14 protein-coding genes and 6 pseudogenes are annotated in these 22,564 nt (G+C 47.3%); 9 read left to right on the top strand and 11 right to left on the bottom strand.

Going from position 1 to position 22,564, the window contains the following annotated elements; genetic code table 11:
• The first annotated feature begins 558 nt into the window (after nucleotides 1-558).
• The 3 genes from KHX94_RS18030 to KHX94_RS18040 all read left to right on the top strand — a co-directional run bounded on the left by KHX94_RS18030 (nucleotide 559) and on the right by KHX94_RS18040 (nucleotide 6,380).
• Nucleotides 559-2,223: a glucan biosynthesis protein G gene (locus tag KHX94_RS18030; protein WP_213681647.1), complete on the top strand. Its 1,665-nt coding sequence runs from the start codon at nucleotides 559-561 to the stop codon at nucleotides 2,221-2,223.
• 20 nt (nucleotides 2,224-2,243) lie between these two features.
• Nucleotides 2,244-4,445: a glucans biosynthesis glucosyltransferase MdoH gene (mdoH, locus tag KHX94_RS18035; protein ID WP_213681648.1), complete on the top strand. Its 2,202-nt coding sequence runs from the start codon at nucleotides 2,244-2,246 to the stop codon at nucleotides 4,443-4,445.
• Between the two features lie 168 nt (nucleotides 4,446-4,613).
• A complete protein-coding gene (locus KHX94_RS18040; RefSeq protein ID WP_213681649.1) occupies nucleotides 4,614-6,380 on the top strand; it encodes an acyl-CoA dehydrogenase family protein in 1,767 nt (588 codons plus the stop codon).
• A gap of 35 nt (nucleotides 6,381-6,415) precedes the next feature.
• On the opposite strand, the gene dacB (KHX94_RS21275) is transcribed toward KHX94_RS18040, so the two are convergent.
• From dacB (KHX94_RS21275) to KHX94_RS18060, 3 genes and pseudogenes are all read right to left on the bottom strand, one after another.
• A complete protein-coding gene (gene dacB / locus KHX94_RS21275; protein WP_213681650.1) occupies nucleotides 6,416-7,156 on the bottom strand; it encodes a D-alanyl-D-alanine carboxypeptidase/D-alanyl-D-alanine endopeptidase in 741 nt (246 codons plus the stop codon).
• Nucleotides 7,102-7,886, bottom strand: a pseudogene (gene dacB, locus KHX94_RS21930) (D-alanyl-D-alanine carboxypeptidase/D-alanyl-D-alanine endopeptidase). The gene dacB (KHX94_RS21275) and the pseudogene dacB (KHX94_RS21930) overlap by 55 nt, the downstream one beginning before the upstream one ends.
• Nucleotides 7,876-8,040 (bottom strand): hypothetical protein, encoded by a 165-nt coding sequence (locus KHX94_RS18060; protein ID WP_213681653.1) that lies wholly within the window; start codon nucleotides 8,038-8,040, stop codon nucleotides 7,876-7,878. Before KHX94_RS18060 ends, dacB (KHX94_RS21930) begins: the two are co-directional and overlap by 11 nt.
• 320 nt (nucleotides 8,041-8,360) lie before the next feature.
• Between KHX94_RS18060 and pssA the strand changes: the two are divergent.
• A pseudogene (pssA, locus tag KHX94_RS18065) lies at nucleotides 8,361-9,667 on the top strand (CDP-diacylglycerol--serine O-phosphatidyltransferase).
• Complete coding sequence (locus KHX94_RS18070; protein WP_244859227.1) at nucleotides 9,667-10,446, top strand: tRNA-uridine aminocarboxypropyltransferase; 780 nt, start codon at nucleotides 9,667-9,669, stop codon at nucleotides 10,444-10,446. The pseudogene pssA and the gene KHX94_RS18070 overlap by 1 nt, the downstream one beginning before the upstream one ends.
• Nucleotides 10,447-10,684: 238 nt before the next feature.
• Here the strand turns inward: KHX94_RS18070 and hxsA are convergent, their stop codons facing one another.
• The 6 genes and pseudogenes from hxsA to hxsD all read right to left on the bottom strand — a co-directional run bounded on the left by hxsA (nucleotide 10,685) and on the right by hxsD (nucleotide 14,239).
• Nucleotides 10,685-11,275: a His-Xaa-Ser repeat protein HxsA gene (gene hxsA / locus KHX94_RS18075; protein ID WP_213681654.1), complete on the bottom strand. Its 591-nt coding sequence runs from the start codon at nucleotides 11,273-11,275 to the stop codon at nucleotides 10,685-10,687.
• On the bottom strand, nucleotides 11,259-11,822 hold the full coding sequence (locus KHX94_RS20780; protein WP_244859476.1) for a hypothetical protein: 564 nt from the start codon (nucleotides 11,820-11,822) through the stop codon (nucleotides 11,259-11,261). The genes hxsA and KHX94_RS20780 overlap by 17 nt, the downstream gene beginning before the upstream one ends.
• Complete coding sequence (locus tag KHX94_RS20785; protein ID WP_244859470.1) at nucleotides 11,744-12,088, bottom strand: 4Fe-4S cluster-binding domain-containing protein; 345 nt, start codon at nucleotides 12,086-12,088, stop codon at nucleotides 11,744-11,746. The genes KHX94_RS20780 and KHX94_RS20785 overlap by 79 nt, the downstream gene beginning before the upstream one ends.
• Nucleotides 12,088-12,462, bottom strand: coding sequence for a hypothetical protein (locus KHX94_RS20790; protein ID WP_244859477.1), 375 nt, complete (start codon nucleotides 12,460-12,462; stop codon nucleotides 12,088-12,090). Before KHX94_RS20790 ends, KHX94_RS20785 begins: the two co-directional genes overlap by 1 nt.
• Nucleotides 12,455-13,330: pseudogene (gene hxsB, locus KHX94_RS20795) on the bottom strand (His-Xaa-Ser system radical SAM maturase HxsB); the annotation flags it as partial. The gene KHX94_RS20790 and the pseudogene hxsB, both read right to left, overlap by 8 nt.
• 594 nt (nucleotides 13,331-13,924) lie before the next feature.
• Complete coding sequence (hxsD, locus tag KHX94_RS18090) at nucleotides 13,925-14,239, bottom strand: His-Xaa-Ser system protein HxsD (protein WP_213681655.1); 315 nt, start codon at nucleotides 14,237-14,239, stop codon at nucleotides 13,925-13,927.
• Between the two features lie 576 nt (nucleotides 14,240-14,815).
• Between hxsD and KHX94_RS18095 the strand changes: the two genes are divergently transcribed.
• Nucleotides 14,816-15,226, top strand: a complete 411-nt coding sequence (locus KHX94_RS18095; protein WP_213681656.1) for a hypothetical protein — start codon at nucleotides 14,816-14,818, stop codon at nucleotides 15,224-15,226.
• 261 nt (nucleotides 15,227-15,487) lie between these two features.
• Here the strand turns inward: KHX94_RS18095 and KHX94_RS18100 are convergent, their stop codons facing one another.
• Entirely contained in the window at nucleotides 15,488-16,183 is a 696-nt protein-coding gene (locus tag KHX94_RS18100; RefSeq protein WP_213681657.1) for a tRNA/rRNA methyltransferase, read from the bottom strand.
• A 199-nt stretch (nucleotides 16,184-16,382) separates the two neighbouring features.
• Between KHX94_RS18100 and dmeF the strand changes: the two are divergent.
• From dmeF to KHX94_RS18115, 3 genes and pseudogenes are all read left to right on the top strand, one after another.
• Nucleotides 16,383-17,311 (top strand): annotated as a pseudogene (dmeF, locus tag KHX94_RS18105) (CDF family Co(II)/Ni(II) efflux transporter DmeF); the annotation flags it as partial.
• 141 nt (nucleotides 17,312-17,452) lie between these two features.
• On the top strand, nucleotides 17,453-17,881 hold the full coding sequence (locus tag KHX94_RS18110) for a MarR family winged helix-turn-helix transcriptional regulator (RefSeq protein WP_213681658.1): 429 nt from the start codon (nucleotides 17,453-17,455) through the stop codon (nucleotides 17,879-17,881).
• Between the two features lie 202 nt (nucleotides 17,882-18,083).
• Nucleotides 18,084-19,651 (top strand): annotated as a pseudogene (locus KHX94_RS18115) (phosphoethanolamine transferase).
• A 60-nt stretch (nucleotides 19,652-19,711) separates the two neighbouring features.
• Here the strand turns inward: KHX94_RS18115 and KHX94_RS18120 are convergent.
• Nucleotides 19,712-22,407: pseudogene (locus KHX94_RS18120) on the bottom strand (bifunctional acetate--CoA ligase family protein/GNAT family N-acetyltransferase).
• Between the last annotated feature and the right edge of the window lie 157 nt (nucleotides 22,408-22,564).

Consider the following 22,564-nt stretch of genomic DNA (forward strand, 5'->3'; position numbering starts at 1 on the left):
GATTTTTTCGATGCCGATATCGGCTACAGGATTATCTTGGTGTCATTATGCCGTTACATCCCATTTCCATGCCTGTGTGCGGTTTAACTGGTGGGTTACTGTGCTTTGCGCCGTCTTATTAAAGTGCCATTAAGGTTAGGTTTTTTACAGTGGGCCAGTGGCAAACATCTTCTTTGCCAGATTTCATAAGTAACCATATGCTTGTATTATGATGTTTATCAACAGGGTAGGTTACGTTCAACCGCTTTGAGTCCGATAGATTTTATCTCCCGGGTCTTATGGGAATTAGCCTTATCTGCGGTGTGTTGGTGAGAGCATGACGATGCGGCAAACCTGCCATGAATGCAGGCTGCTGCGCAGTTTTCAGCCGATACGCGATATAGCTAACAATGGCAGCAAAAACAATGGATACAGTGGCTTTCTTTGTCATGAATTTAGTAGTAATTTATTGCCCTCGTCCGTATTTGCCTCCCAGAGACGTTTATATATTAGCGGCACTCAGCTTTTGAATATAAACCCTGCTTTTCTTGCTTTAATGATAAATAAGGTTGTTTCTACATGCTCAGTCGATTTGGAAAAACGCTTAGCCTGGCTGTGTTGTTAGGAGTCGCATTGTTGCAATCAGCCAACGTGCTGGCTGATCCTAAAACACCTCTTAATCAAGAGAACAAAGTAGAGGCCATTCTGGCTGACAAAAATCCGCCAGCAGCGCCGCAGACAGCCCAGAAGCCGCTGGCCGTAAGCAATGCTAAATTCACTACGAGTGGTGTGTTTGATCAGGACACAGTGGTGAAACTGGCAAAACAACTTGCGGGCAAGCCCTATGTTGCGCCGGACGAGTCGTTGCCAGACTCCCTTAAAAATCTTACCCAAGAACAGTACCAGGATATCCGCTTCCGCGCAGATGCCGCCATCTGGAAAAATCAGAATCTGCCTTATCAGTTGCAGCTGTTTCACCGTGGCTTTTATTTCAAGGAGTTGGTGGAGCTGGCGCTGGTACGCGGCAATCAAGCGGCGCATTTAGCTTATAATCCCGACTATTTTGAAACCGGCAAGTCTGTGACCCAACCTTTGCCCCAAGGCGATATCGGTTATTCCGGGTTCCGTCTGCATTATCCCTTGAATCGTAAAGACTATTTTGATGAATTACTGGTATTCCAAGGGGCAACCTATTTCCGCGCGTTAGGGAAGGGCAATAACTATGGGGTTTCGGCTCGCGGTTTAGCGTTAAAAACAGCCGATCCTATGGGCGAAGAGTTCCCGTTCTTTAAAGCCTTCTGGATTGAAGAGCCCCATGAAGACTCAAATCTTCTGGTGATCCATGCACTGTTGGACAGCCCTAGTGTTACCGGCGCATATCGTTTTTCGGTGCGTCCCGGTGATAATACCCAAATGGATGTGGAAGCTACGCTGTTCCCCAGAGTCGACCTAGATAAAGTAGGATTAGCGCCTGGCACCAGTATGTATATGCACTCGCTCAATGGGCGACAAAATACCGATGACTTCCGGCCTGAAGTGCATGATTCCGATGGCTTATTGATGCTCAACGGCCGTAGTGAACGCCTATGGCGGCCGTTAGCTAACCCCAAAACGCTGCAGATCAGTGCATTTATGGATAATGCGCCACAAGGATTTGGTTTAATCCAGCGGCAGCGTAATTACAGCGCTTACCAGGATTTGCGTACCCCTTATCAGACACATCCAAGCCTGTGGGTTGAGCCAGTGGGCAACTGGGGCCAAGGGTCTGTCATTCTTACCGAAATCCCAACTCAAGCAGAAATTCACGACAATATCGTGGTGTTCTGGCGGCCGATGGAACCTATTCGTGCCGGTAGCCAGTATCGCTTTGCCTATCGGCTCAGTTGGGGCGAGGAACCCGCAGTCAAGACTGGCACAGTCACCGTGGCTCGTACCGCGAGTGGTCGAGCTGATATTTCCAAGCCCACAGCCAAACGTTTGTTTGTTATCGATTATCAGTTAAATGATGGTAAACGTCCGGCAGTGATGCCCGTGCCCAAAGTGCAAACTTCTGCGGGTAGCATCGATAATGTTGATATCCGTGACAACCCCCACAACGGTGGCTATCGGCTGACATTTCAGTTTGATCCTAAAGACGCTCAGGTGGCAGAACTGCGGGCAGAATTACAGTTTGATGCCGCGGCGGGTATTGATGCTGCCGCCCCTGGAAAAGTTGAAACTTGGTTATATCGTTGGTCACGTTAATGAATCGCAAGGATAAACGGATGTTGCAGGAAAATTTACTGGCGCAGGAACATCCTCAGTTAGACGGCGACAGTGCCATGCCGCCAGAACGACCAGCGCCAATGCCGGAACAGAGCCTCACCGCGTTGTCGGCGGGCTTTCCGCGTGCGAGCATTAATCCTGGTGGGGTGACCTCAAAAATCCCGCCGCGGGTGATGGTGGTGGGCTCTGCATTGTTGTTGTCGCTATTTGCCATCTACGAAATGCTACAGGTGTTCAGTGTAGCGGCGGTAACACCGCTGGAATATCTGGTACTGTTATTGTTTGCCGTTAATTTCTGTTGGATTGCCCTGGCATTTTGTAGCGGTGTCGCCGGTTTTATTGAACTGATTAAACATAGGTTTGTAAAAGCCCGCGTCACCCAGGTTAAGGTGTTGACCGACAATGTCGCCATATTAATGCCCACTTATAACGAGCAACCGGATCGGGTGTTCTCGGCGGTAGAAACCATGGCACTGGATCTGGTGAACTACACCCAAGACAGCAAAGAACACCAATGTTTTTCCTGGTTTATTCTCTCTGATACAACCGACCCTAGCATCGCCTTGGCAGAAGAACAGGCCTTCTGGCTATTACGGCGGCGGTTGGCGGGCAGGGCGCGGGTGTTTTATCGGCGGCGGCGCAAGAATACCGCACGTAAATCTGGCAACGTCGAAGATTTTTGTACCCGTTGGGGCAGTGCTTACGACAGTCTGCTGGTGTTGGACGCTGACAGTGTGATGCAGAGCCAATGCATTGTAGAACTGGGGCGGCGCATGCAGGCCGATCCCGATGCCGGGTTGATCCAGACCATCCCATACTTGGTGAAAGGCGTTACCTTATTGGCTCGGTTGCAGCAATTTGCCGCCCGATTTTACGGCCCAATCATCGGCACTGGATTGGCGTGGTGGGTGCAAAAAGAGGGCAACTTCTGGGGCCATAACGCCATCATTCGCACCCAGGCCTTTATGCAGGCCGCCGGTTTACCCGTGCTCAAAGGCAAGCCACCTTTCGGCGGACATATCATGAGTCATGACTTTGTCGAGGCCGCGCTTATCCGCCGCGCGGGCTGGAGTGTGCAGATTGCCGCTGACCTTCCTGGCTCATTTGAAGAGTGTCCACCATCAATTATTGATATGGCGGTACGAGATCGCCGCTGGTGTCAGGGGAATTTGCAACATAGTAGGGTGTTACCTGCCAAAGGATTACACTGGATCAGTCGGTTGCATTTAGTTACCGGGATTATGTCGTATCTGTCTTCGCCGTTTTGGCTGTTGTTGATCCTCTCTGGTTTGCTGCTGGCATTGCAGGCGCACTATATCCGTCCGGAATATTTTACCGATCAGTTTTCGCTGTTTCCTAAATGGCCAGTCATGGACTCTGATCGAGCATTGCGGCTGTTCTACATCACCATGGGCATTCTGTTTGGGCCGAAAATCTTTGGTTCACTGTTGCTGCTGACAGATAAACAATACGTCAAGATCTTGGGCGGTAGATTGCGGATCACTGCCAGTATTCTACTGGAAGTGCTGGTGTCGGCGCTGATAGCACCCATCATGATGTTTATCCATTGTGGGGCTGTATTTGCCATTATTTCCGGCAAAGATAGCGGCTGGGCGCCACAACGGCGTGATGATGGTAGCCTGCCTTGGTCAGACGTGATTTATCGTCACCGCTATCATGTTCTGGCCGGTATCCTGCTGGGTTATGCGGCCTATCTGGATTCTTGGACGCTGTTAGCGTGGATGTCACCCGCGCTGATTGGCTTGTGGATTGCCGTGCCTTTGTCGGCATTTACCGCATCGCAGAAAGTGGGTAAATGGTTCCGGGCCAAGCGGTTATTGTCGACACCAGAGGAACTTGAACCACCACAGATCCTGACCTCAGCCGCGGCGGCCCGTGGAGAGTATGAAGCCGCGCTTAAAGATGTCTGGGATGTGCGCATGTTACTGGATAACCCTGAACTGATGGCATTGCACATGCAAATCATGGATAAACTGCCAACACATATTCCCGGCGGCAAAATCGAGTCAATGGATGCCATTGCGAGAGTGAAAGTTCAGGAAGCTCAGACACAGGAAGCGCTGTTAGCTAATCTGGACAATAAAGAGTTGGGTTACATCTTAGGCAACCCGCTACTGTTGCAGACCATGCAGCGCTTACCTAAATCTTATACCGAGAGTGATTTGGTGAGCATCTGTTAGATGTCACTGCAATGCTAAGAGCCGGCCGATGTGCCGGCTTTTTTGTGGTCTTGGGGGATGGCGATAACGAATGTGAGCCGTGCGGCTGTTTTTATTTTCTGGGTTTGCCAAATTAGTCACTTCAGGATAAATTAAAACACTCGTTTGAAATATTAAGGCCGTTAACTGATGAACCCAATCCAAGCCCCCACATTAGAAATGAATTTTCTGCTGCAGCAGGTGTTCGATGCTGGCAATGTTTGGCAGAAATTGCCAGCCATTGCGGAACTACTCGATTTGGAAACCGCCTCGGCTATTTTGGAAGAGGGCAGCCGATTTTGCAGCGAGCAGATCCAGCCGTTGAACCAGCGTGGTGATGCGCAAGGCGTAGGATTTGATGGCATACAAGTGACTACGCCAGCGGGCTATCCTGAGGTATTCCGCCAGTATGCCGCCGGTGGTTGGGTTGGTTTGTGTGGCGAGCCAGAATTTGGTGGCATGGGCATGCCCAAAATGTTGGGGGTGCTATTGGATGAGATGGGGTATAGCGCAAGTAATGCTTTTACGCTTTATGGCGCGCTCACTGCCGGTGCGGCATTGTGTATTCACGCGCATGGTTCTGAAGCGCTGAAAGCCTTATATCTGCCCAAGTTATATTCTGGTGAGTGGGCAGGGGCAATGGATATGACAGAACCGCAAGCGGGTTCCGATCTGCGCAATATTGCCACGCGTGCAGAACCTCAGGCTGATGGCAGTTACCGCATTAACGGCAGCAAGATGTTTATTACCGGCGGTGATCATGATCTGACCAGCAATGTGATCCATCTGGTGCTGGCGAAAATCCAGGGCAGCGACGGTATTTCGCTGTTCCTCGTCCCCAAATTCAAAGTCAATGCCGCTGGTGATATTGGCGATGCTAACGGCGTCACCGTCGGCGCGATAGAGCACAAGATGGGCCTCAAAGGTTCGGCCACTTGTGTCATGAATTACGATGATGCCGAGGGTTACCTGATAGGAAGAGCTAATCGTGGCTTGATCTGTATGTTTACCATGATGAACTATGAACGGTTATCGATTGGTATTCAGGGACTTGGCAGCGCGCAATGCGCTTATCAAATGGCCACTGCTTATGCCAAAGAACGCTTGCAAGGGCTGGCGGCTGGCGGTTCACCTACGGGGGCTAAAGCTGATCCGCTCGTGGTGCATGGTGATGTGCGGCGTATGCTGATGAGTATCAGGGCGCTCACTGAAGCGGGGCGTGCGTTAGCTATGATGACCGGCATGCAGCTTGATGGCGCCAAGTATGCTGCCACCGAGAGCGAAAAACAGCAGGCCAGCAAATTTGCGGCATTATTGACGCCGGTGGCTAAGGCGTTTCTCAGTGATCGTGGGTTTGATGCCTGTGTCACAGCACAGCAGGTCTTTGGTGGACACGGTTATATCAGTGAAACCGGTATTGAACAGTTGGTGCGAGACACCCGTATTGCGCAGATTTATGAAGGCACTAACGGCATTCAAGCCATTGATTTTCTTGGACGGAAACTGGCAGGCGATAATCTGGCCACTGTGACTGAGTTCTTTGGCCTGTTGCAGCAACAGCAGCAGTCATGTGCGCCGATATTTGTGAAAGAACAACAGCAGTTACAGCAGTTACAGCAGCAATTCCTCGATGTTATTGCGGCAGTTAACCAGCAGAAACACGATAATCCGGCATTGATTAACGCGGTTGCCGTAGATGCGCTAGATGCTTTTGGTTATCTGTTATATGGCCATTTCTGGTTGATGATGGCTGACCGGGCGTTGAAGGCAACAGAACTGCCAGCGGCGTTTGTCAGTGGTAAACAGCAACTGTGTCACTACTATTTTGCGAAGCAGTTACCCAAAGTCGCTATGCACTTAGCGGCTGTTGCCGCGGGCGATGATACCGTGATGCAGCCAGTATCCGACTGGTTCTAATCTTGTGATTATCCGTTAAATAATCGGTGCCTGTATTATCGGGCACCTTTTTGCTGCGAGAGTGCTGCCGCGGGTTCTACCGGTAAATGCTGTTGCAGCGCAGGCATCACTGCCGCCATAAAGCTGCGTTTATGTTTCTCTGCCTGAGGATTTAGCCCATTTTCCAACACCACAAACAGATAACGGTTCTTATCATGTGTGGCATCACCAGAGAGAAATCCTGCAAGATTTTGTACCCCACTCATGCTACCGGTTTTGGCCACCACTGCACCACGTAACGGGCTACGATTAAATGGGCGCTTGTACTGCAATGTGCCGCTGATCCCCGCCTTGGGTAATACCTCGGTCAGCCACTGTAATGCCGGGCGACGCTGTATTTGCTGTAACAGTTGGGCGAGTTGTCGGGCACTGAGTAAGTTGTAGCGTGATAGCCCTGAGCCATCGGCAATATTACTGCTGGACATCGAGATGCCAAACTGCTCCAGCGTTTCTTTAACGGTGCGACTACCGGCTGCAAAACCCGCATGTTTACCGAAGCGTTGCTGGCCTGCCTGTTTGAGCAGCGTATCGGCAATCAGATTATCTGAATCAAGTAACATCTCACTGATTAACTGACTCAGCGGTTCCGAACGGTTATCAAACAGCAAAGTGGCAGCCGGGGGAATGTCAGTCGCAATACTGACCGGCCCTTTAAAGGCAAATTGCTGTTGGTAGATGGCGCTCACCACATCGGCGGCATAACGCGAAGGATCGTTAACCGCAATGGCGAGTGGCAAGGGGCACTCCCAGCATAACATCCGGTTAACTGATAGTGATTATCGGGCTGTAGCTGTAACCGCAACTGGCAGAATGCTTGTTGTTTTTGGGGATCAAAATAAGCGTTAGAACGCACGGATATTGGGGCTGGTAGCAGCGGTTTTACCTGAGTAGTCTGGTCACGTTGCAGCAGTAGTGCTTTGACACAATTTTGATCAATCACAAAACTGGAGACCGGGGCTGCGTAACAAATTCCTAGGTCGTCCCATACCCATCCCGGAGCCTGCCATTGGCTATCGTTACTGCCCACCAATACCAGTTTGCCAGTGATATGCTGAATCCCGCTGTCGGCCAGTTTAGCCGCCATCTGCGCCAGTTGCGCACGGGTTAAGCGGGGTCACCATCGAATTGCAGATACAGATCCCCGTTAAGTATACCGTTTTCAGTTTTGCCGGTAGTATACAGGCGGGTATGAAAGCGGAAATCTTCCCCAAGCACTTGCCATGCGGTAACGGCGGTAAGTAGTTTCTGGGTGCTGGCAGGCAGCATCAGTACATCGGGGTTATGGCTGACCAGCACTTCGCCGCTGTGAGTATCTTGTACCCATAAGGCGGTTTGTGAGTCAGTAGGCAGCAGTGGTTGCAACCAGTTGGGTAATATCGCGGCACTGGGGCTGCATGAAAGCAGTAACCAGCCAAGTCCTGTTAGCCCTTGTGTCCAGCGCCGGAGCCCGTTAGATCTAATTGTCATCCTTTTCCATTAACCGATAAAATTTAAGTGTGACAAAGATGACCAATACGATATACAGCGGTAATACCAGCGGGCCAAGCCAATCTTTAAAATGGAAAATTCCCCAAGCGGCTACCAATGTCAGTAATAGCGGTATCCAGATATTACGTATCATGTTGATTCCTGTTTTGTCGCAATGGTGAGTCAGTCATACTGACACGATAAACCGTGGATCTTTGGTATGATTTGGCACCTTTGCAATCATTTTACTGTGAACACCGACACAAGCGCACATTAATTGTACAAAACAGGCACAATTTGAGTGCATCTACTTCTCGTTCCGGGAGAAAACGCTTGCTCCGCTGGTCACAAGTGAGTAAGTTCTATTGCCTTAAATCAGCCGCAACCTTTATCATCGCGGCATTTTCATGTGATGTCCCGACAAAAGGTACAGGGATCATGCGGTTCGGGATAGCTAGAGTGTAGGAGGATGCCTTGCTGGATCAGCTAGGTGGCATTGCTATAAGCCCTGAGTCAATACAGTGGCTGTTGACCCCAAAAAATTCAAAGAAACCCTGATCGATAGCATTAACGCAGCCGAGCGGGTTATCTATATTGCAGCGTTATATCTTGAAGATGATGAAGCTGGGCGTGAAGTGCTGGCGGCATTGCTTAATGCCAAGGCTCGCCGACCAGCACTGGATATCAAGGTACTGGTTGATTTTCATCGTGCTCGTCGCGGGCTGATTGGCCATAAAGGCGACAGTGGTAACTACCAGCTCTATCGTAAACTGATGGCCACTGCGGCGCACCCGTTCACCATTTATGGGGTTCCGGTAAAGTCTCGTGAATTTCTGGGCGTGCTACATCTCAAGGGATTTGTGATTGACGATGCGGTGATATACAGCGGCGCTAGCCTCAATAATATCTATCTGCACCAGCAAGAACGGTATCGGCTTGATCGCTATTATCTGCTGAAATCCGCCGAATTGGCGGCCAGCATGCGCAATATGATTGATGAATATATCTTGTCACACCGGGCGGTGGTCAGCTTGAGTGAGCCGCAGGATATATTGCCTGAGCGACACGAATTACGTGCTTTTAAGCAACAGCTTAGCGATGCGCATTATGATTTCCGCGAAACTCATGCGCCGCTGCGCTTGACCCCAATGGTGGGTCTGGGACGCAAGCAAAATCTGCTGAACAACACAGTGCTGCAAATGGTAAAAGAGTCGCGCCAGTCCTTGTTTGTCTGTACGCCTTATTTCAATCCCCCATATCTGTTGATGCGGGCCTTGGCGAAGCATTTGCGCAGCGGTCGCAAATTAGACATTGTGGTGGGCGACAAGACCGCAAATGATTTTTTCATACCGGTTGATCAACCGTTTTCCACTATTGGCGCTTTACCTTACCTATATGAGCAATCGCTGCGAAAATTTGCCAAACGGCAGCAGTGGGCGATTGATAGCGGTTTGTTACGCATCCACCTGTGGCACCATGAACGCAATAGCTTTCATCTGAAAGGGATTAGCATGGATGACCGCAAACATCTGTTGACCGGCAGTAACCTAAACCCTCGGGCATGGGCACTGGATTTGGAAAACGGTATTCTGTTGCACGATGAACAGCAGGTGCTAGCACCTAAGTTCCGCGACGAGCAGCAACAGCTATTGCAATATACGCGGCAGATTTTGCATTACAGTCAGCTAGAAACCTTGCAAAGCTACCCGGCAGCGGTGAAAAAGATCCTGACAAGGATCCGGCGGTTACGCGCCGATTTCTTTCTGCGTCGCATTCTCTGATGACAATATCACCACCATTAGCCGCTGAGATGCCAGCGCAACATGCGGTGCATCGTCTGCATGCTTATCGGCAGTCGATTGCCACCAGGCCTTATGCGGCTCGCGGCATGAAAGTGCAGCGTTGTGGCAATTGCTTGTTGCCACAGCAGATTTGTACCTGTAGCAGTCGTAAGCTGCTACAGTCGCAGACCGCTTTTGCGCTGGTGATGTATGATACCGAAGTGTTGAAACCCAGTAATAGCGGGCGGCTTATTGCCGATCTGATCCCTGATACGCATGCGTTTTTGTGGTCTCGTACCCAGCCAGACCCTCAGCTATTGGCGTTGTTACAGCAACCCGAATATCAACCGTTTCTGGTATTTCCAGGGGATTATGCCTTGCCGGGGCAGCAGATTATCGAAGTGCAGCCACAGATGCCGCCTTTAGCATTACGCTTTGACCAAGCGCGCACACCACTGTTTGTCCTGTTAGATGGTTGCTGGCGTGAAGCGGTGAAGATGTTTCGCAAGAGCCCATACTTGCAACAGTTGCCGCTGATATCGTTTCATCCCGATACGCTGGCATCTTACCAACTGCGTAAAGGGCAACGGGAGTTTCAACTAGGAACGGCGGAAGTCGCTGCAATGACACTCGCGGCCTGGGGTGAACAAGCCAATGCCACTATGTTGCAGATGTGGTTCAGCATCTTTGTCGAAGCCACGCTTTGGAGTCGCAGTGCCCGCTCACCAGAATGTTTCGCCCGCATGCAGGCGCTACTGGCAGAATTTAACGCACGGTAGCGTTGGACAGCAAGGCAATCTCATACCAAGTAATAAAGATTGATACTGAGATTAAACTTTGCGTACTAATATGGCTGCGTTCTGCTTGGATACAGCCATTCTTAATTACGGAATGCCCCTATTTAGTTGTATCTCACTTAATGGGGGACTCGATAAAATCATTCCTGTTACCAAAATATTCGTAATACTATAAAGAAACGATGTTAACTGTAGCAGCCTAAAGAACTACTAGTTGGTCTTATGGAAGTGAGATTCCCAATCCGGTTAACGTTTCAGTAGTCATTGTTCCTGTGACCTTAAAAAACATATTCTGTTGGTACTGCTTTAATGCTGCAGATGTATTCGGTCCCATCATTCCATCAATAGCCCCTATCTTATAGCCTTTGCTAACAAGTGCAATTTGAACCCTCATCACCAATGCCTTCAGGGAATCATTACTCCCTTGATAAGATTTTGAACTCGCTGTCGAATTGCTTTGAACCGCAGGACTAGGATATGTAGGACTATTAGGCTGAGTATAAATAGGACTAGACGTGGTTGGGTAGGAACTGGTTCCTGTCCTAGAAGAATAATGAGATCTGTGGCTTGAATGTGAGCGGTGGCTAGAATGCGAGCGATGTCCCGCATACAAGTTTTTGGCATTCGAATTTATTTGCATGTCAAAACTAACTAAACGATTCAACTGAGCATTATCTATATCTGTCGGCGTTATCGTTTGTAAGGCATAAGCATGTGGAGCCAATAAGGTACTACTACCCACAGAAGCTATAGACATGGTCGGAAGAACACTACTTATTAATTGCCAAAATTTTTTAAGTTCTACTATCATTTTCAGCTCTCCTTTCTAACTGAATAGGTTTAACTTTCTGCTGACTAAATCGTTGGGTATGAGATTTGAAAAAACCACCACAAAGGTGTTGTTCTTCACAGTGTTCGCATTCATTCCTGTAGCTGTTTTTCCAATCGGAAATACTTTGTACAGCGATAGATCGCAGTGATTTTGGAACATGACATCGCGGAATGTTATACAGAACCGTATCGAGTCCAGAGCGCAGTAGCACTTGGGTACCTTCGCGTAACTCTTCTTGGTAGTCATTTAAATCACACCACACAGCTTTATAATTTGTTCTGGCGTATCCAGTAGGTTCTATACCCATTAAGGCAACGGTAGTGACAAATGGAAGGTTTCTCGCAATGAACTCAGATATTTCTATTATGTTTTCAATTACTGGTCGTGTAAGTACGATTCTTAGTTCGATTTGAGCTCCGACGTGCCCAAGATTGTAGAGTCCATGCATCACTCTGTTAAAGGAACCAGGAATTTGCGTGTGATAATCATGCATCTGAGGGGTAGAACCATAGATGGGAACCCCCATAAAATTTGTTGATGTCCCAGCTGAACAATCTCGTTTACATAGCGATAGTCTTCAAAAGCTGTCCCATTGGTCAGAATATGTAGTAACGTTGATGGCAGAGCTTTCTTTGCATGCTTAAGTAACGATAGAAATTCGTTGCGTGCTAATGTCGGCTCGCCTCCACTAATTCCTAAAATAGGGATATTTGAATCGATGAGTTCCAATAATTTATGGCACTCATCTATTCGCCAGTCATCATCTAAGTTTCTGGGAGGCTGGGAGCACATTATGCACTTGTGATTGCATTGCTCTGTGACAAAAAGCAGATTCGATGCGCTTCGACGGCGATATAGAATATCAACTCTATTTTCGGTGAAAACAATAACATCTCCAGTCGCAATGATTTCGGGATATTCCAGTTTACAGATAACAGGGATTTGTAAGTTGGTTGGTATAATTTCACCACTTTGAATGACAACGGCCCCCAACCGAGGGTTAATAATTCTCTTTGACTTACATCATAAGTGGGCAGAAATAAACAGTATCTATCATTACATGTGCCTGTAGATACAAACTCATCTAGTCCTAATACTTTCAGCATCCTTGAACCACTGAATGCTTTCACCTCCGCTCTGGTTTTTAATGGAATTCCTTTATCCATTTGTTAGAGCCTCTTCGGTTGTCTGACAGATACTATGTGGCAGCCAGCTATTGAAAACAGCGCGATGAGATTTGTCGTCGAGTAATTTGAATATATATCGATAAAGAAACTTTTGCTTCGCACAGAATGCACTAAAAGCTCGATGCCCAATCATGTCGCCATACCGTGAGTAGTTTTGTATTGGATTTGCCCCACAGTATGGTAAATAAGCACAATCAGAGCATCCAGGTAGGGCTTCAGCAATCCCTGCTTGCAAAATAGTGTTTAATACACTTGATGAAATTAACTCTTGATACGGATCATTAACAGAACCTAATGCAAGTGATTTATCCCCCATCTCGACCAGCATCCTAGACTCATCAGATGGATACACTTTCCCATCATAGTTGTATACTAATACACCTGTACCATCTCCACATGGAGAGCGCATATCGACATATCCAGTTGCCCGAGGTGTCAATATATTATTTAGCGCTAAAACCGCATTCACTTCATCGAGACGGTAGCCTTGCTGATTAACTTTTATGATGTATTTAAGGGCTTGTTCATAGAACTTATTAAATTCATCTGATGAGTATCCAACCTTATTTTCTTTCTTCACAGCGAACCCATACATGTTCAATGGACGCAAGAAAATAGAATGAAAGCCAAGACGAACATACTCATCGATAATGGCCTTCGGCTCAGATAAGCTGCTACGAGTAATTGTGGTCATTCCTGCAATTCGGTCATTTTCTAGAACACTCCTAGCCATTTCGAGACCACATATCGTTTTTTCATAACTATTTGAGCAACTATTTGGCCGATTGAGTTGATGCAACCATTTAGGACCGTCAACCGATGTAGAAATATGTATGTTGTGGATATGAAAAAATTGAGCATTTCCATGTCTATATTCTGAAGACTTGTCGCTACAACAAACTGTAAATTTTTTTGTTGAGTTTCATTTAATTCAATGCAAAGCTCTACAATGTACCTAAGTGTTTCAAATGCAAGTAACGGTTCGCCACCCTGAAATTCGACTGTTAGATTTTTTGCCGGTGATTCAAACATGCGCAACACAGCCTGTTTTGCAATACTAAGCGGCATGTCATATGTAACAGTGTCAGGGCTTCTTCGTGTAACTTGGCAGTATTCACATGAGTTTTCGCACTTCAGCGTTAAAACAAAAATATGTAGTGCTGGTCCATCAAACAGAAATGATTTTCTTGCTTTGTATTTTGCGCTAAAGGCTCTTAATGAAAAGTTGTTGTTTTCGCTGTAAATAAAGGACTTTGATTCAAGTTTTTGGAAAACTTTTCCTGATGTTACTAATCGCCCATCAATCAAATCGTTCAAATCTTCGAAATTCAAATAGCAATTTTCACCAACCTCATTGACAAGTAAAAACAAATCATCATTTATTCGTTCGAATCGAAAAGGTAGCAATTGATAGCTAAGCGCTGAAAATGTGTGAGGGGGATTAACTCTCATCAGTTGATGTCCTTAGAGAGTTACCTAGAGCCGCGTGGATTAATATTTCTTTAACATGCTTAGTTTGTGCATCGATTCTTTCCCGCAATTGATAGTCGATAACTGAAGTTTTCAGAGTACTAGACAGTTCTTCCGTTGAAGTCGTACTTGTTACATGCATAGTGGAGGAAACTACGATTTTGTCTTTGTGGATACTGATGTCGAATACAGCAATATCCGCTAATTGGTAGCAGGCTTTAAGAACAGCCTCTTTGCTAAAAATTTTGCAATCAAATGATATGCTTAACTCTTTAACTTGGGCCATTGATCTCGCAATCCTTTGCAGTGCTGCTGCAGATAGAATTAGTTTGAGGATAAAAATACACCACTATAAGAGACTGAGATTTTACCTAGATCATAATTTTTACATATTAATAACTTTATATCTTGTAGGTGAAGTGGTGACAATTAACATGGCTCAGCTATGCCCCATGCATCCTCAGGCGCTTTAGGGATGAGAGATGGGGCAACAATCCGATAGAGCCAATAGCCACAGGGCTAGCTTCGTAAACCAAACACATAAGTTGCTGGCTATACTTGTAAATTTCTTGATAAGGTTAAGCATAGAACGCGTGTTGGTAGTGATAGTCCCGTAAAAAGAGACGGCACTATCCTCGGTAGAAACAAACGCAACATCAGTGGTTTCTTTGTGCACATCCATGCCGATGAAAATTGTGCTAGGTTTAGACATGTCGATCTCCGTTTCTGTTAACGATAATGTCCATTAACAGTGTCAGTGTGGCTCTGGCTCGACGAACCCATTAATAAACGGGAGCTCGATACCATGCGCAGGAAATTATGATGTCTATGTTTAATGCAATCCACGGAAGGTATCTAAATTATGGTTACATTTTTACTAGTCGTGACAATGTTTTTTATAGTTCTTAGTATCTTTCTTAAAATTAGATACGTTGCGATTATATATGTAGTAGGTAACATTATATTATTTATATTTTTTACAGTTTCTGGCCAAGTCGGAGTTTGGTTTATCTTGCTTTTTCAGATTTCAGCTCTTGGGCCAGCTTTTCTTGGTATATGTATTGGAACACCTATTGGCTATAAAGTCAGACCTATTATTGGCAGTAAATTATCGAATTTTGGTAATGAACTTTTATGTCGTTTAAGCGCTGGCCTACGAAAGAAGCAAGATCTAGAGTCTGTTTTAAATTTTGATGGTACGCCTAAAAATAGTGAAAATATAAAAAGAGAGGATCTACTTGCTGACAAAAGAGATATTAAAAGTAAATACTAAATATAACAAGGCTAAGCAAACGGATTTCGTTAGTTTTGAAAAGTCGCAACAAATCGCGCTAATCACTTCACGTTTATTGGCGGCGTTAATCCATAGAAATCTTAATCTGAGAACTGATTAGAGTAAAAATAACGCTCTTTCGTCCCAAACCGAGTGACAGCCAAGATGATATTTTAATACTCGGTTGCCACTTGGTTCAGACTTGGTGGTGGTGATCAGTATGAAACGTTATTCCTTTCCTATCGTTAGTGCTCATCAGTGTTAGGGGAGTTTTTTCAGTATATCGCCCAGTAGCTGATGGGCCATCTTGACATCCCGGTCACCAAACTGGCTCAAGGTTTCTTGCAGCCAACGCTGCAATTTTTGATCATCATCGACCTCTAACTTCTGTAGCAAAGAGGCAGATTTCTCTAGCAATGCTTTAAGTTGCGGCGCATCGGCGGTGGATTGCTGTATTCCCGGCATATGCGCTGTCGAGTGGAAAGCCTGCCCGAGTTCATAGGCATAAACCATCACAGCTTGTGCCAAATTGAGGGACGGATATTCCTGCGCAATCGGGATATAACTCAACAGATCACACAGTTCTAGATCGCTATTGCTCAAACCACTGGCTTCGCAGCCAAAGACGATAGCCACATTTTGCAACGATTGTTGTTGTGAACCCAATGATGTCACCACCTGCGAGGGCGTTAGATACTGGCGGGGATTTCCGCGTTCTCTGGCTGTGGTGGCAATCAGCAGATCAAACTCATCTGCGATGGCGCTGAGAGACGGGGCTTCGCGAATATTCTCTAAAACACCGACTGCGCCGCAAGCGACCCAGGATGCTTCATCTTCTCGATGTGCTTGTGATTGCACCACGATTAGCGAATTGAAGCCTTGGGTCTTGAGGGCTCTCGCTGCAGCGCCAATATTGGCCGCGCGAGCCGGGGATACCAGAATAAAACTGAGTTGCATCAGTACATTCCAAAAAATTTTTGATGGTCGATTATACGCTATGCAGTCGCAGCAAGGCAGCAACATCCACACACAAGGGAAATGTGCGGTAGCGCAAATTTTGGTAAGTAATAACAATTATCGCTTGCAAATAACTTGGGTCAGATAGATATTTTGCTTATCAAGTATTTTGATTATCAAACAATGTGGACGTAAGGGTATGACAGCAGAATTTCACAGTATCGCTCGCTGGAAACAACAACATGATTTTAATAAAGAAAATATTGGTGGCGAGCAAAGTACCAAGTTAGTTTTGGCGCTAACTGTTATTACTATGCTGGCAGAGATCATCGCCGGCACCGTTTATGGTTCTATGGCATTGTTAGCCGATGGTTGGCATATGGGCACACATGCTGCCGCTTTTATGCTGACACTGTTTGCTTATGCTTATGCGCGTAAAAATGCCCACAATCCTCGCTTTGCGTTTGGTACCGGCAAAGTGAGTGTTTTAGGGGCTTCACCAGTGCTGTCGCGTTGGGATTAGTGGCATTAGTGATGGTGGTCGAATCTGTAGTCAGACTGTTGTCACCGGAGCAGATCCATTTTAACCAGGCGATTCTGGTGGCGGTTATCGGTCTGACTGTGAATATTATCAGTGTCTTTCTACTAAAAGATCACCACAGCCATGATCACGGCCATAGCCATCATCATGAACATGAACACCAAGAGCATGATGACCATAATCTTAAGGCGGCGTATTTTCATGTGATGGCCGATGCATTGACCTCACTACTGGCAATTGCCGCGTTGCTGGCAGGCAAATATATGGGGGCAAACTGGCTGGATCCGGTGATGGGTATTGTCGGTGCCGTCATTATCAGTCGTTGGGCTTGGGGACTTATTCGACAAACCAGTCCAATCTTGCTGGATGCCAGCGTTGATCCGCATTATGCGCAGCAACTGGTACAGCGAATTGAAGCTGAGGGTGACCATAAAGTGACAGATGTGCATGTTTGGAAAGTCAGTGCCGATCACCACGCAGCGATGATTTCCTTAGTGAGCCATCAACCTAAAGATACTGACTATTATCATGATTTACTTGCTGATTTTGGCCAGATTGATCATCTTACTGTTGAAGTCAACCGCTGTGAAAATTGTGACGATGCAAGTCATCCGCGCCACAGTTGCAATGGGCAGGGCAGTTGTCATGCTGATGACCATGACCATGACCATGACCATGACCATGACCATGTTCACCATCACCATTAATCCTATTAGCGAGAGTGCCAGATGAGTGCCGAATACCAACTGGAACAAGATATTAATCACGCGATTATTGAATTTTATGAGCGGTTATCCTCTTGGGAACAGAGTGTTGTGCGTGATCAAGGCGTGTCGTTGGCGCAGATACACACGGTAGAAATTTTAGGGGCTAATGGCTCAATGCGCATGAAAGAACTGGCGGACAAGCTGGGCATTACCACTGGCACGTTGACGGTACAGGTCGATCGGTTGGTTAAAACGGGGCTGGTTGTGCGCCAGCCATCAGCGAATGATCGTCGGTCAGTGGAAGTGCAACTGACCGAAAAAGGCCAGCAGATGTTTGTTGAACATGATCAGTTACATCTACAACTTACCCGGGAGATGACCAGCGGTTTAGAGCCGCAGGAATGCCAGCAATTGCTGCGTTTTTTAACCCGTCTTAATGGCACTTTCTAACGGTCACGCTTTGACTAGATATTAAGCTAACGTCAACTATGCTTAAGCAAATCTTAAGTAGTAGTTGCTATAAACCACGCTCAGTGTTTTAAGTATTATGTTCCGTTAGTTACGGACGAAAATCGTCACAGTCGTGGGAGTCAAGGTGCTGAAATCGTTATCCGTAAACCGCGTCACTTTTTTGTTGGCGTTGTTTTTCGTCATGATCTTCAATATTCCGTTTTTTTCTATTGTTAAAAAAGGGCTAGAACATCAGTCACATGTAGACCCCATTTTTGTCGCCACTATTCCGGTTTTTCTGGTAGCAGCGTTTGGTTTTCTGTTTTCTTTTTCAGCCTTAAATATCTGCTGAAACCTTTCTTTATCGTTCTTATCTTGTTGTCTTCTGGGGTGTTTTTTGCTGCCTATAAATATGGTGTCGTGTTTGACACCGGCATGATTGAAAACACCTTTCAGACCAACAGTGCTGAAGCGCTAACTTATGTGAACTGGGCGTCAATGGTAAATTTTGCATTGACGGGGTTGCTGCCAGCATTTTTGCTCTATAAAGCCGATATCGCATACCGTCCACTTACCCAAGAAATGTTACGTAAGATAGTGTTTATGCTGGCAAATTTGGCAGTTGTTATCATTATTGCCTTTGTTTACATGCAGAACTACGCATCTTTTGTGCGCAATAATGACCAGATTAAGCACTACATAGTGCCCACCTATTTTATTGGCTCAGCTTCCAAGTATATTTACCAGACTTACCTACAAGCGCCGATAACCTATAAGCAGTTGGGAACTGACGCCAAAGTGACTGAGCCCACCGGCGTGAGTGAGAGCAAGCCAAAGCTGCTGGTGTTGGTGGTTGGGGAAACCGCCAGGGCGATGAACTACCAGTATTACGGTTATGAGCGTCCAACCAATCAATACACTAAGGACATGGGGCTGATTGCCTTCAACAATGTGCAATCTTGTGGTACGGCAACGGCGGTGTCTTTGCCTTGCATGTTCTCCCGTATGGATCGTAAAGACTATGATGCACGCCATGCACGTGCCCAAGATACGGCCGTGGATGTGTTGCAGCATGCAGGGATTAATGTGTTCTGGGTGGATAACGATAGCGGCTGTAAAGGCGTGTGTGACCGTGTGCCCAACTACACCATAGATGTGAATATGGATGCCAAGCTGTGTGATGGTGAGTTTTGCAAAGATCAGGTGATGGTCGATAAGCTCAATGAGCTGCTATCAGCCAAAGATCAACCACAGCAAGACCGCTTAATTGTGCTGCATATTGTGGGCAGCCATGGGCCAACATATTATTTGCGTTATCCTGAAGATCATCGGCAATTTACGCCAGATTGCCCACGCAGTGATATCCAGAATTGCAGCCATAACGAGTTGGTAAATACCTACGACAATACTATTTTATATACCGATTTTATCCTTTCAGAAATCGTGAAACAGCTGCGGCAGCAAACCACTTATGCGCCAGCAATGATGTATTTATCCGATCATGGTGAGTCATTAGGGGAAAAAGGACTGTATCTGCATGGAACGCCTTATAGCATTGCGCCAGCAGAGCAGACAACTGTGCCTTGGTTATCTTGGATTTCTGAAGGTTATGCCAATGATAATGGCCTGAAACCAGGCTGCCTGGATAGCCTGCAACAACACAGTGGCTATTCGCAGGATAATCTGTTTGATACCTTACTGGGGTTGTTTAATATCCACAGCAGTGTTTATCAGTCAGATAAAGATGTGTTTCAGCAGTGTCGTCGTTAAGTTATTCCGCACGGTGAATACCAAGGCCGCAGTTGCGGCCTTGGTATTGATCGCGTAGCGTTAATTTGCCGGAGGGGTGAGTTCCATCTGCATGTGGATCAGCCGCTCCTCCATATCAAATGTGACCGCAAATCCCAAACTCTTAGCTAGGCTTGCCATATTGCGATTTTCAAACATGGTATAGCCGGTCAGAACTGGCGTTCCAGCGTTACGGAAGTAGCGGATCAGTTTTTCCAGCAGCAACTTGCCGATACCTATGCCTTGGTGGGAACTACGTACAGCCATAGCAAACTCTGCCTCTGTGTTATCTGGGTCAATAGAAGCTCGTACCGCACCTAAGGTGATGTCATCGCCTAGCTCATCTTTGATGGTCGCAATAAAGGCCATTTCTCTGGCGTAATCGATTTGGGTCAATACCGCCATTTCTTCATGGGTCATCTGTGAGCGGACGCCAAAATACCGCTTATATCTGTCTTCATCAGACAAGGAGCTATCAAATGCTAAATGCTTAGGTTCATCCTCTGGCAGGATTGGCCGTAACATCACTTTTAAGCCGTTGCGTAAAATAGCGGTCTCTTCCAGTTCCTTCGGATAGGGCAGAATGGATAACCTGGCCGCATTGTCTTTAACCTCTTCGGTCAGACGCAGATTGATATCGAGTAAAATAATATTGTCACCGGCAGCCAAAACCGGATTGAGATCCAAGCTGTCTATCTGGGGGCAATCGATGACGAGATTAGAGATTTGCGTCAACATGCGACACAGTGCCTGCATATCCATACCGTTGGGCAGATGACGGTCATGGATTTTGCCAGTTTTTAGCGCCTGGATCACCATATAGCGTGACAATGCCATGTTTAATGGCGGCAGTGCGACGGCGGCATCGCGGGTGGGTTCCCATTCTGAACCTCCCTCACCGAGCATAATCGCTGGCCCAAATACCGGATCATTCAGCACCGCAACACGCAGTTCCTGGGCTCCGGCAGTCAATGCCATTTTTTGCACTATCATGCCTTCAATCCGCGCGGCTGGGTTGGCTAAGCGCACCCGGCTGGTGATGGCTGCCGCGGCGTGACGCACCTCGTCAGCATCGGCCAGATTCAGCATAACGCCATGAACATCTGACTTATGTAAAATATCAGGCGATTGGATTTTAAGTGCTACGGGATAACCTGCCTGGTCGGCTATGGCAACGGCTTCATCAGCGTCATTTGCAAACCAAGTATCAATGGTTTTCAGGCCATAGGCGCTGAATATTGCCCTGGCATCATGTGTTTCCAGCACTTTACGACCACTCTGCAACGCTTGCTCAAGCAGCCGCCGGGCCGTGGCTGTATCCGAATTATTGACAAGCGACTGTGGCACTTCTTGGAGTAATTTCTGGTTGCGACGAAATTCCACCATGTGCATAAAGGCGCGTACCGCACCTTCCGGCGTCCGGTAGGTCGGGATGCCGGCATGAGAGAAACGGCGGCGAGCGGCATAGGCTGAGTCTTCGCCACTCCAGTTGGTGAGCACATTCACGCGGTGTTTACGCGGATGCTGGCTAACACAGTTGATGATGGCATCGGCAATGGCGTTACCATTACCTAACGCTGACGGCGAATGCAGCACTAGCACTGCGTCTAGTTCATCACTCCCCATTAAAATATCTAGCGCCTTGGCGTAACGCTCACCATCAGCATCGCCAATAATATCGACCGGATTCTGTTGTGACCACGTGCTTGGTAAAACGGCCGAAAGTCTTAGTTTCACGTCATCCGACAGTTGCGCTAGCTTCCCGCCTTTAATAATCAATTCATCGACGGACAATACCGCCGGGCCACCGCCATTGCTGAGAATACACAAGCGTTCACCATGAAGTGGATTTAAGTGTGCCAAGCTCTCTAGCGCAGCAAATAACTCTACGAGATCTGTGACTCGCAACATACCCGCACGCCGGAAGGCGGCTTCATAAACCGCATCGTTACCTGAACTGGCGCCAGTGTGGTGTCTGGCGGCGTTTCCCCTTCGAGGCTGCGGCCAGATTTAATCACCAATATCGGTTTGTGGCGGGAAGCCGCTCGTGCCGCAGATAAAAACCTTAGTCGCTCATTGATGGAATCGATATACAGCATAATGGCGGAGGTTTTCGAGTCGCGGCCAAGATAATCGAGCAGTTCGTCAAAATCGATATCTCCCGCATCGCCCAACGAGATAAATGAGGAGAAGCCAATGCCTTTGTTATTGGCCCAATCAAGTACCGTGGTGCATACCGCAGCAGATTGTGACACAAAGGCAATTTTCCCTGGCTGGGCATTGGTATGCGCTAGGCTGGCATTGAGCCCAAGGTTGGGCAGGATCATCCCCAGGCTATTGGGGCCAAGGATCCGCATGCCATAACGCTTGCTGCTGTCCTTAACCTTTTGCGCCAACGTTTGCCCGTCTTCAGCCAGACTTTGGCTCATGCCAGACGCAATAATGACCGCCGTCTTACAACCAAACTGGGCGAGAGTTTCAGCAATTTGTGGCACTCGTTCCGCGCGAGTGCAGATGATCGCGAGATCGGGTTTTACCGGTAAGGATTCAATATTGGGATAGGCCAGCACTCCCATAACCGAAGTGGCATGAGGATTGACCGGCATAATGGGGCCATCGAAGCCGCTGCCAAGCAGATTTTTCATCATAATGCAGCCAGCGCGGGTTGGCGTGTTCGATGCTCCGATGACCGCGATAGATTTTGGGGTAAACAGACTGCGGATACTGCGCTGGCTCATTGTGTCAACTCCGTGATCTAGAGAGGCCCAAGCCTATGATTTCACAGCGGTGGCATTACAACAATACACCAAAAGTCAAATTCTGCTGGTGTAGCGACCCACAAGCATTATAAAGATGTCGCTCAGGCAGTGTGAGAAACGATATTTATCGTTGGCA

The sequence above is a fragment of the Shewanella dokdonensis genome (genome assembly GCF_018394335.1).
GTDB classification, from domain to species: Bacteria; Pseudomonadota; Gammaproteobacteria; order Enterobacterales; family Shewanellaceae; genus Shewanella; species Shewanella dokdonensis.

Excerpts from the sequence above, each read along its gene's own strand:
- hxsD (WP_213681655.1), bottom strand. The coding sequence starts at position 14,239 with ATGGCCCAAGTTAAAGAGTTAAGCATATCATTTGATTGCAAAATTTTT.
- KHX94_RS18100 (WP_213681657.1), bottom strand. The coding sequence starts at position 16,183 with ATGCAACTCAGTTTTATTCTGGTATCCCCGGCTCGCGCGGCCAATATT.
- KHX94_RS18060 (WP_213681653.1), bottom strand. The coding sequence starts at position 8,040 with ATGATACGTAATATCTGGATACCGCTATTACTGACATTGGTAGCCGCT.
- KHX94_RS18110 (WP_213681658.1), top strand. The coding sequence starts at position 17,453 with ATGAGTGCCGAATACCAACTGGAACAAGATATTAATCACGCGATTATT.
- KHX94_RS18070 (WP_244859227.1), top strand. The coding sequence starts at position 9,667 with ATGACAATATCACCACCATTAGCCGCTGAGATGCCAGCGCAACATGCG.
- mdoH (WP_213681648.1), top strand. The coding sequence starts at position 2,244 with ATGTTGCAGGAAAATTTACTGGCGCAGGAACATCCTCAGTTAGACGGC.
- KHX94_RS20785 (WP_244859470.1), bottom strand. The coding sequence starts at position 12,088 with ATGTGCTCCCAGCCTCCCAGAAACTTAGATGATGACTGGCGAATAGAT.
- KHX94_RS18095 (WP_213681656.1), top strand. The coding sequence starts at position 14,816 with ATGGTTACATTTTTACTAGTCGTGACAATGTTTTTTATAGTTCTTAGT.
- KHX94_RS20790 (WP_244859477.1), bottom strand. The coding sequence starts at position 12,462 with ATGGATAAAGGAATTCCATTAAAAACCAGAGCGGAGGTGAAAGCATTC.
- hxsA (WP_213681654.1), bottom strand. The coding sequence starts at position 11,275 with ATGATAGTAGAACTTAAAAAATTTTGGCAATTAATAAGTAGTGTTCTT.
- KHX94_RS18040 (WP_213681649.1), top strand. The coding sequence starts at position 4,614 with ATGAACCCAATCCAAGCCCCCACATTAGAAATGAATTTTCTGCTGCAG.
- KHX94_RS18030 (WP_213681647.1), top strand. The coding sequence starts at position 559 with ATGCTCAGTCGATTTGGAAAAACGCTTAGCCTGGCTGTGTTGTTAGGA.
- KHX94_RS20780 (WP_244859476.1), bottom strand. The coding sequence starts at position 11,822 with ATGGGGGTTCCCATCTATGGTTCTACCCCTCAGATGCATGATTATCAC.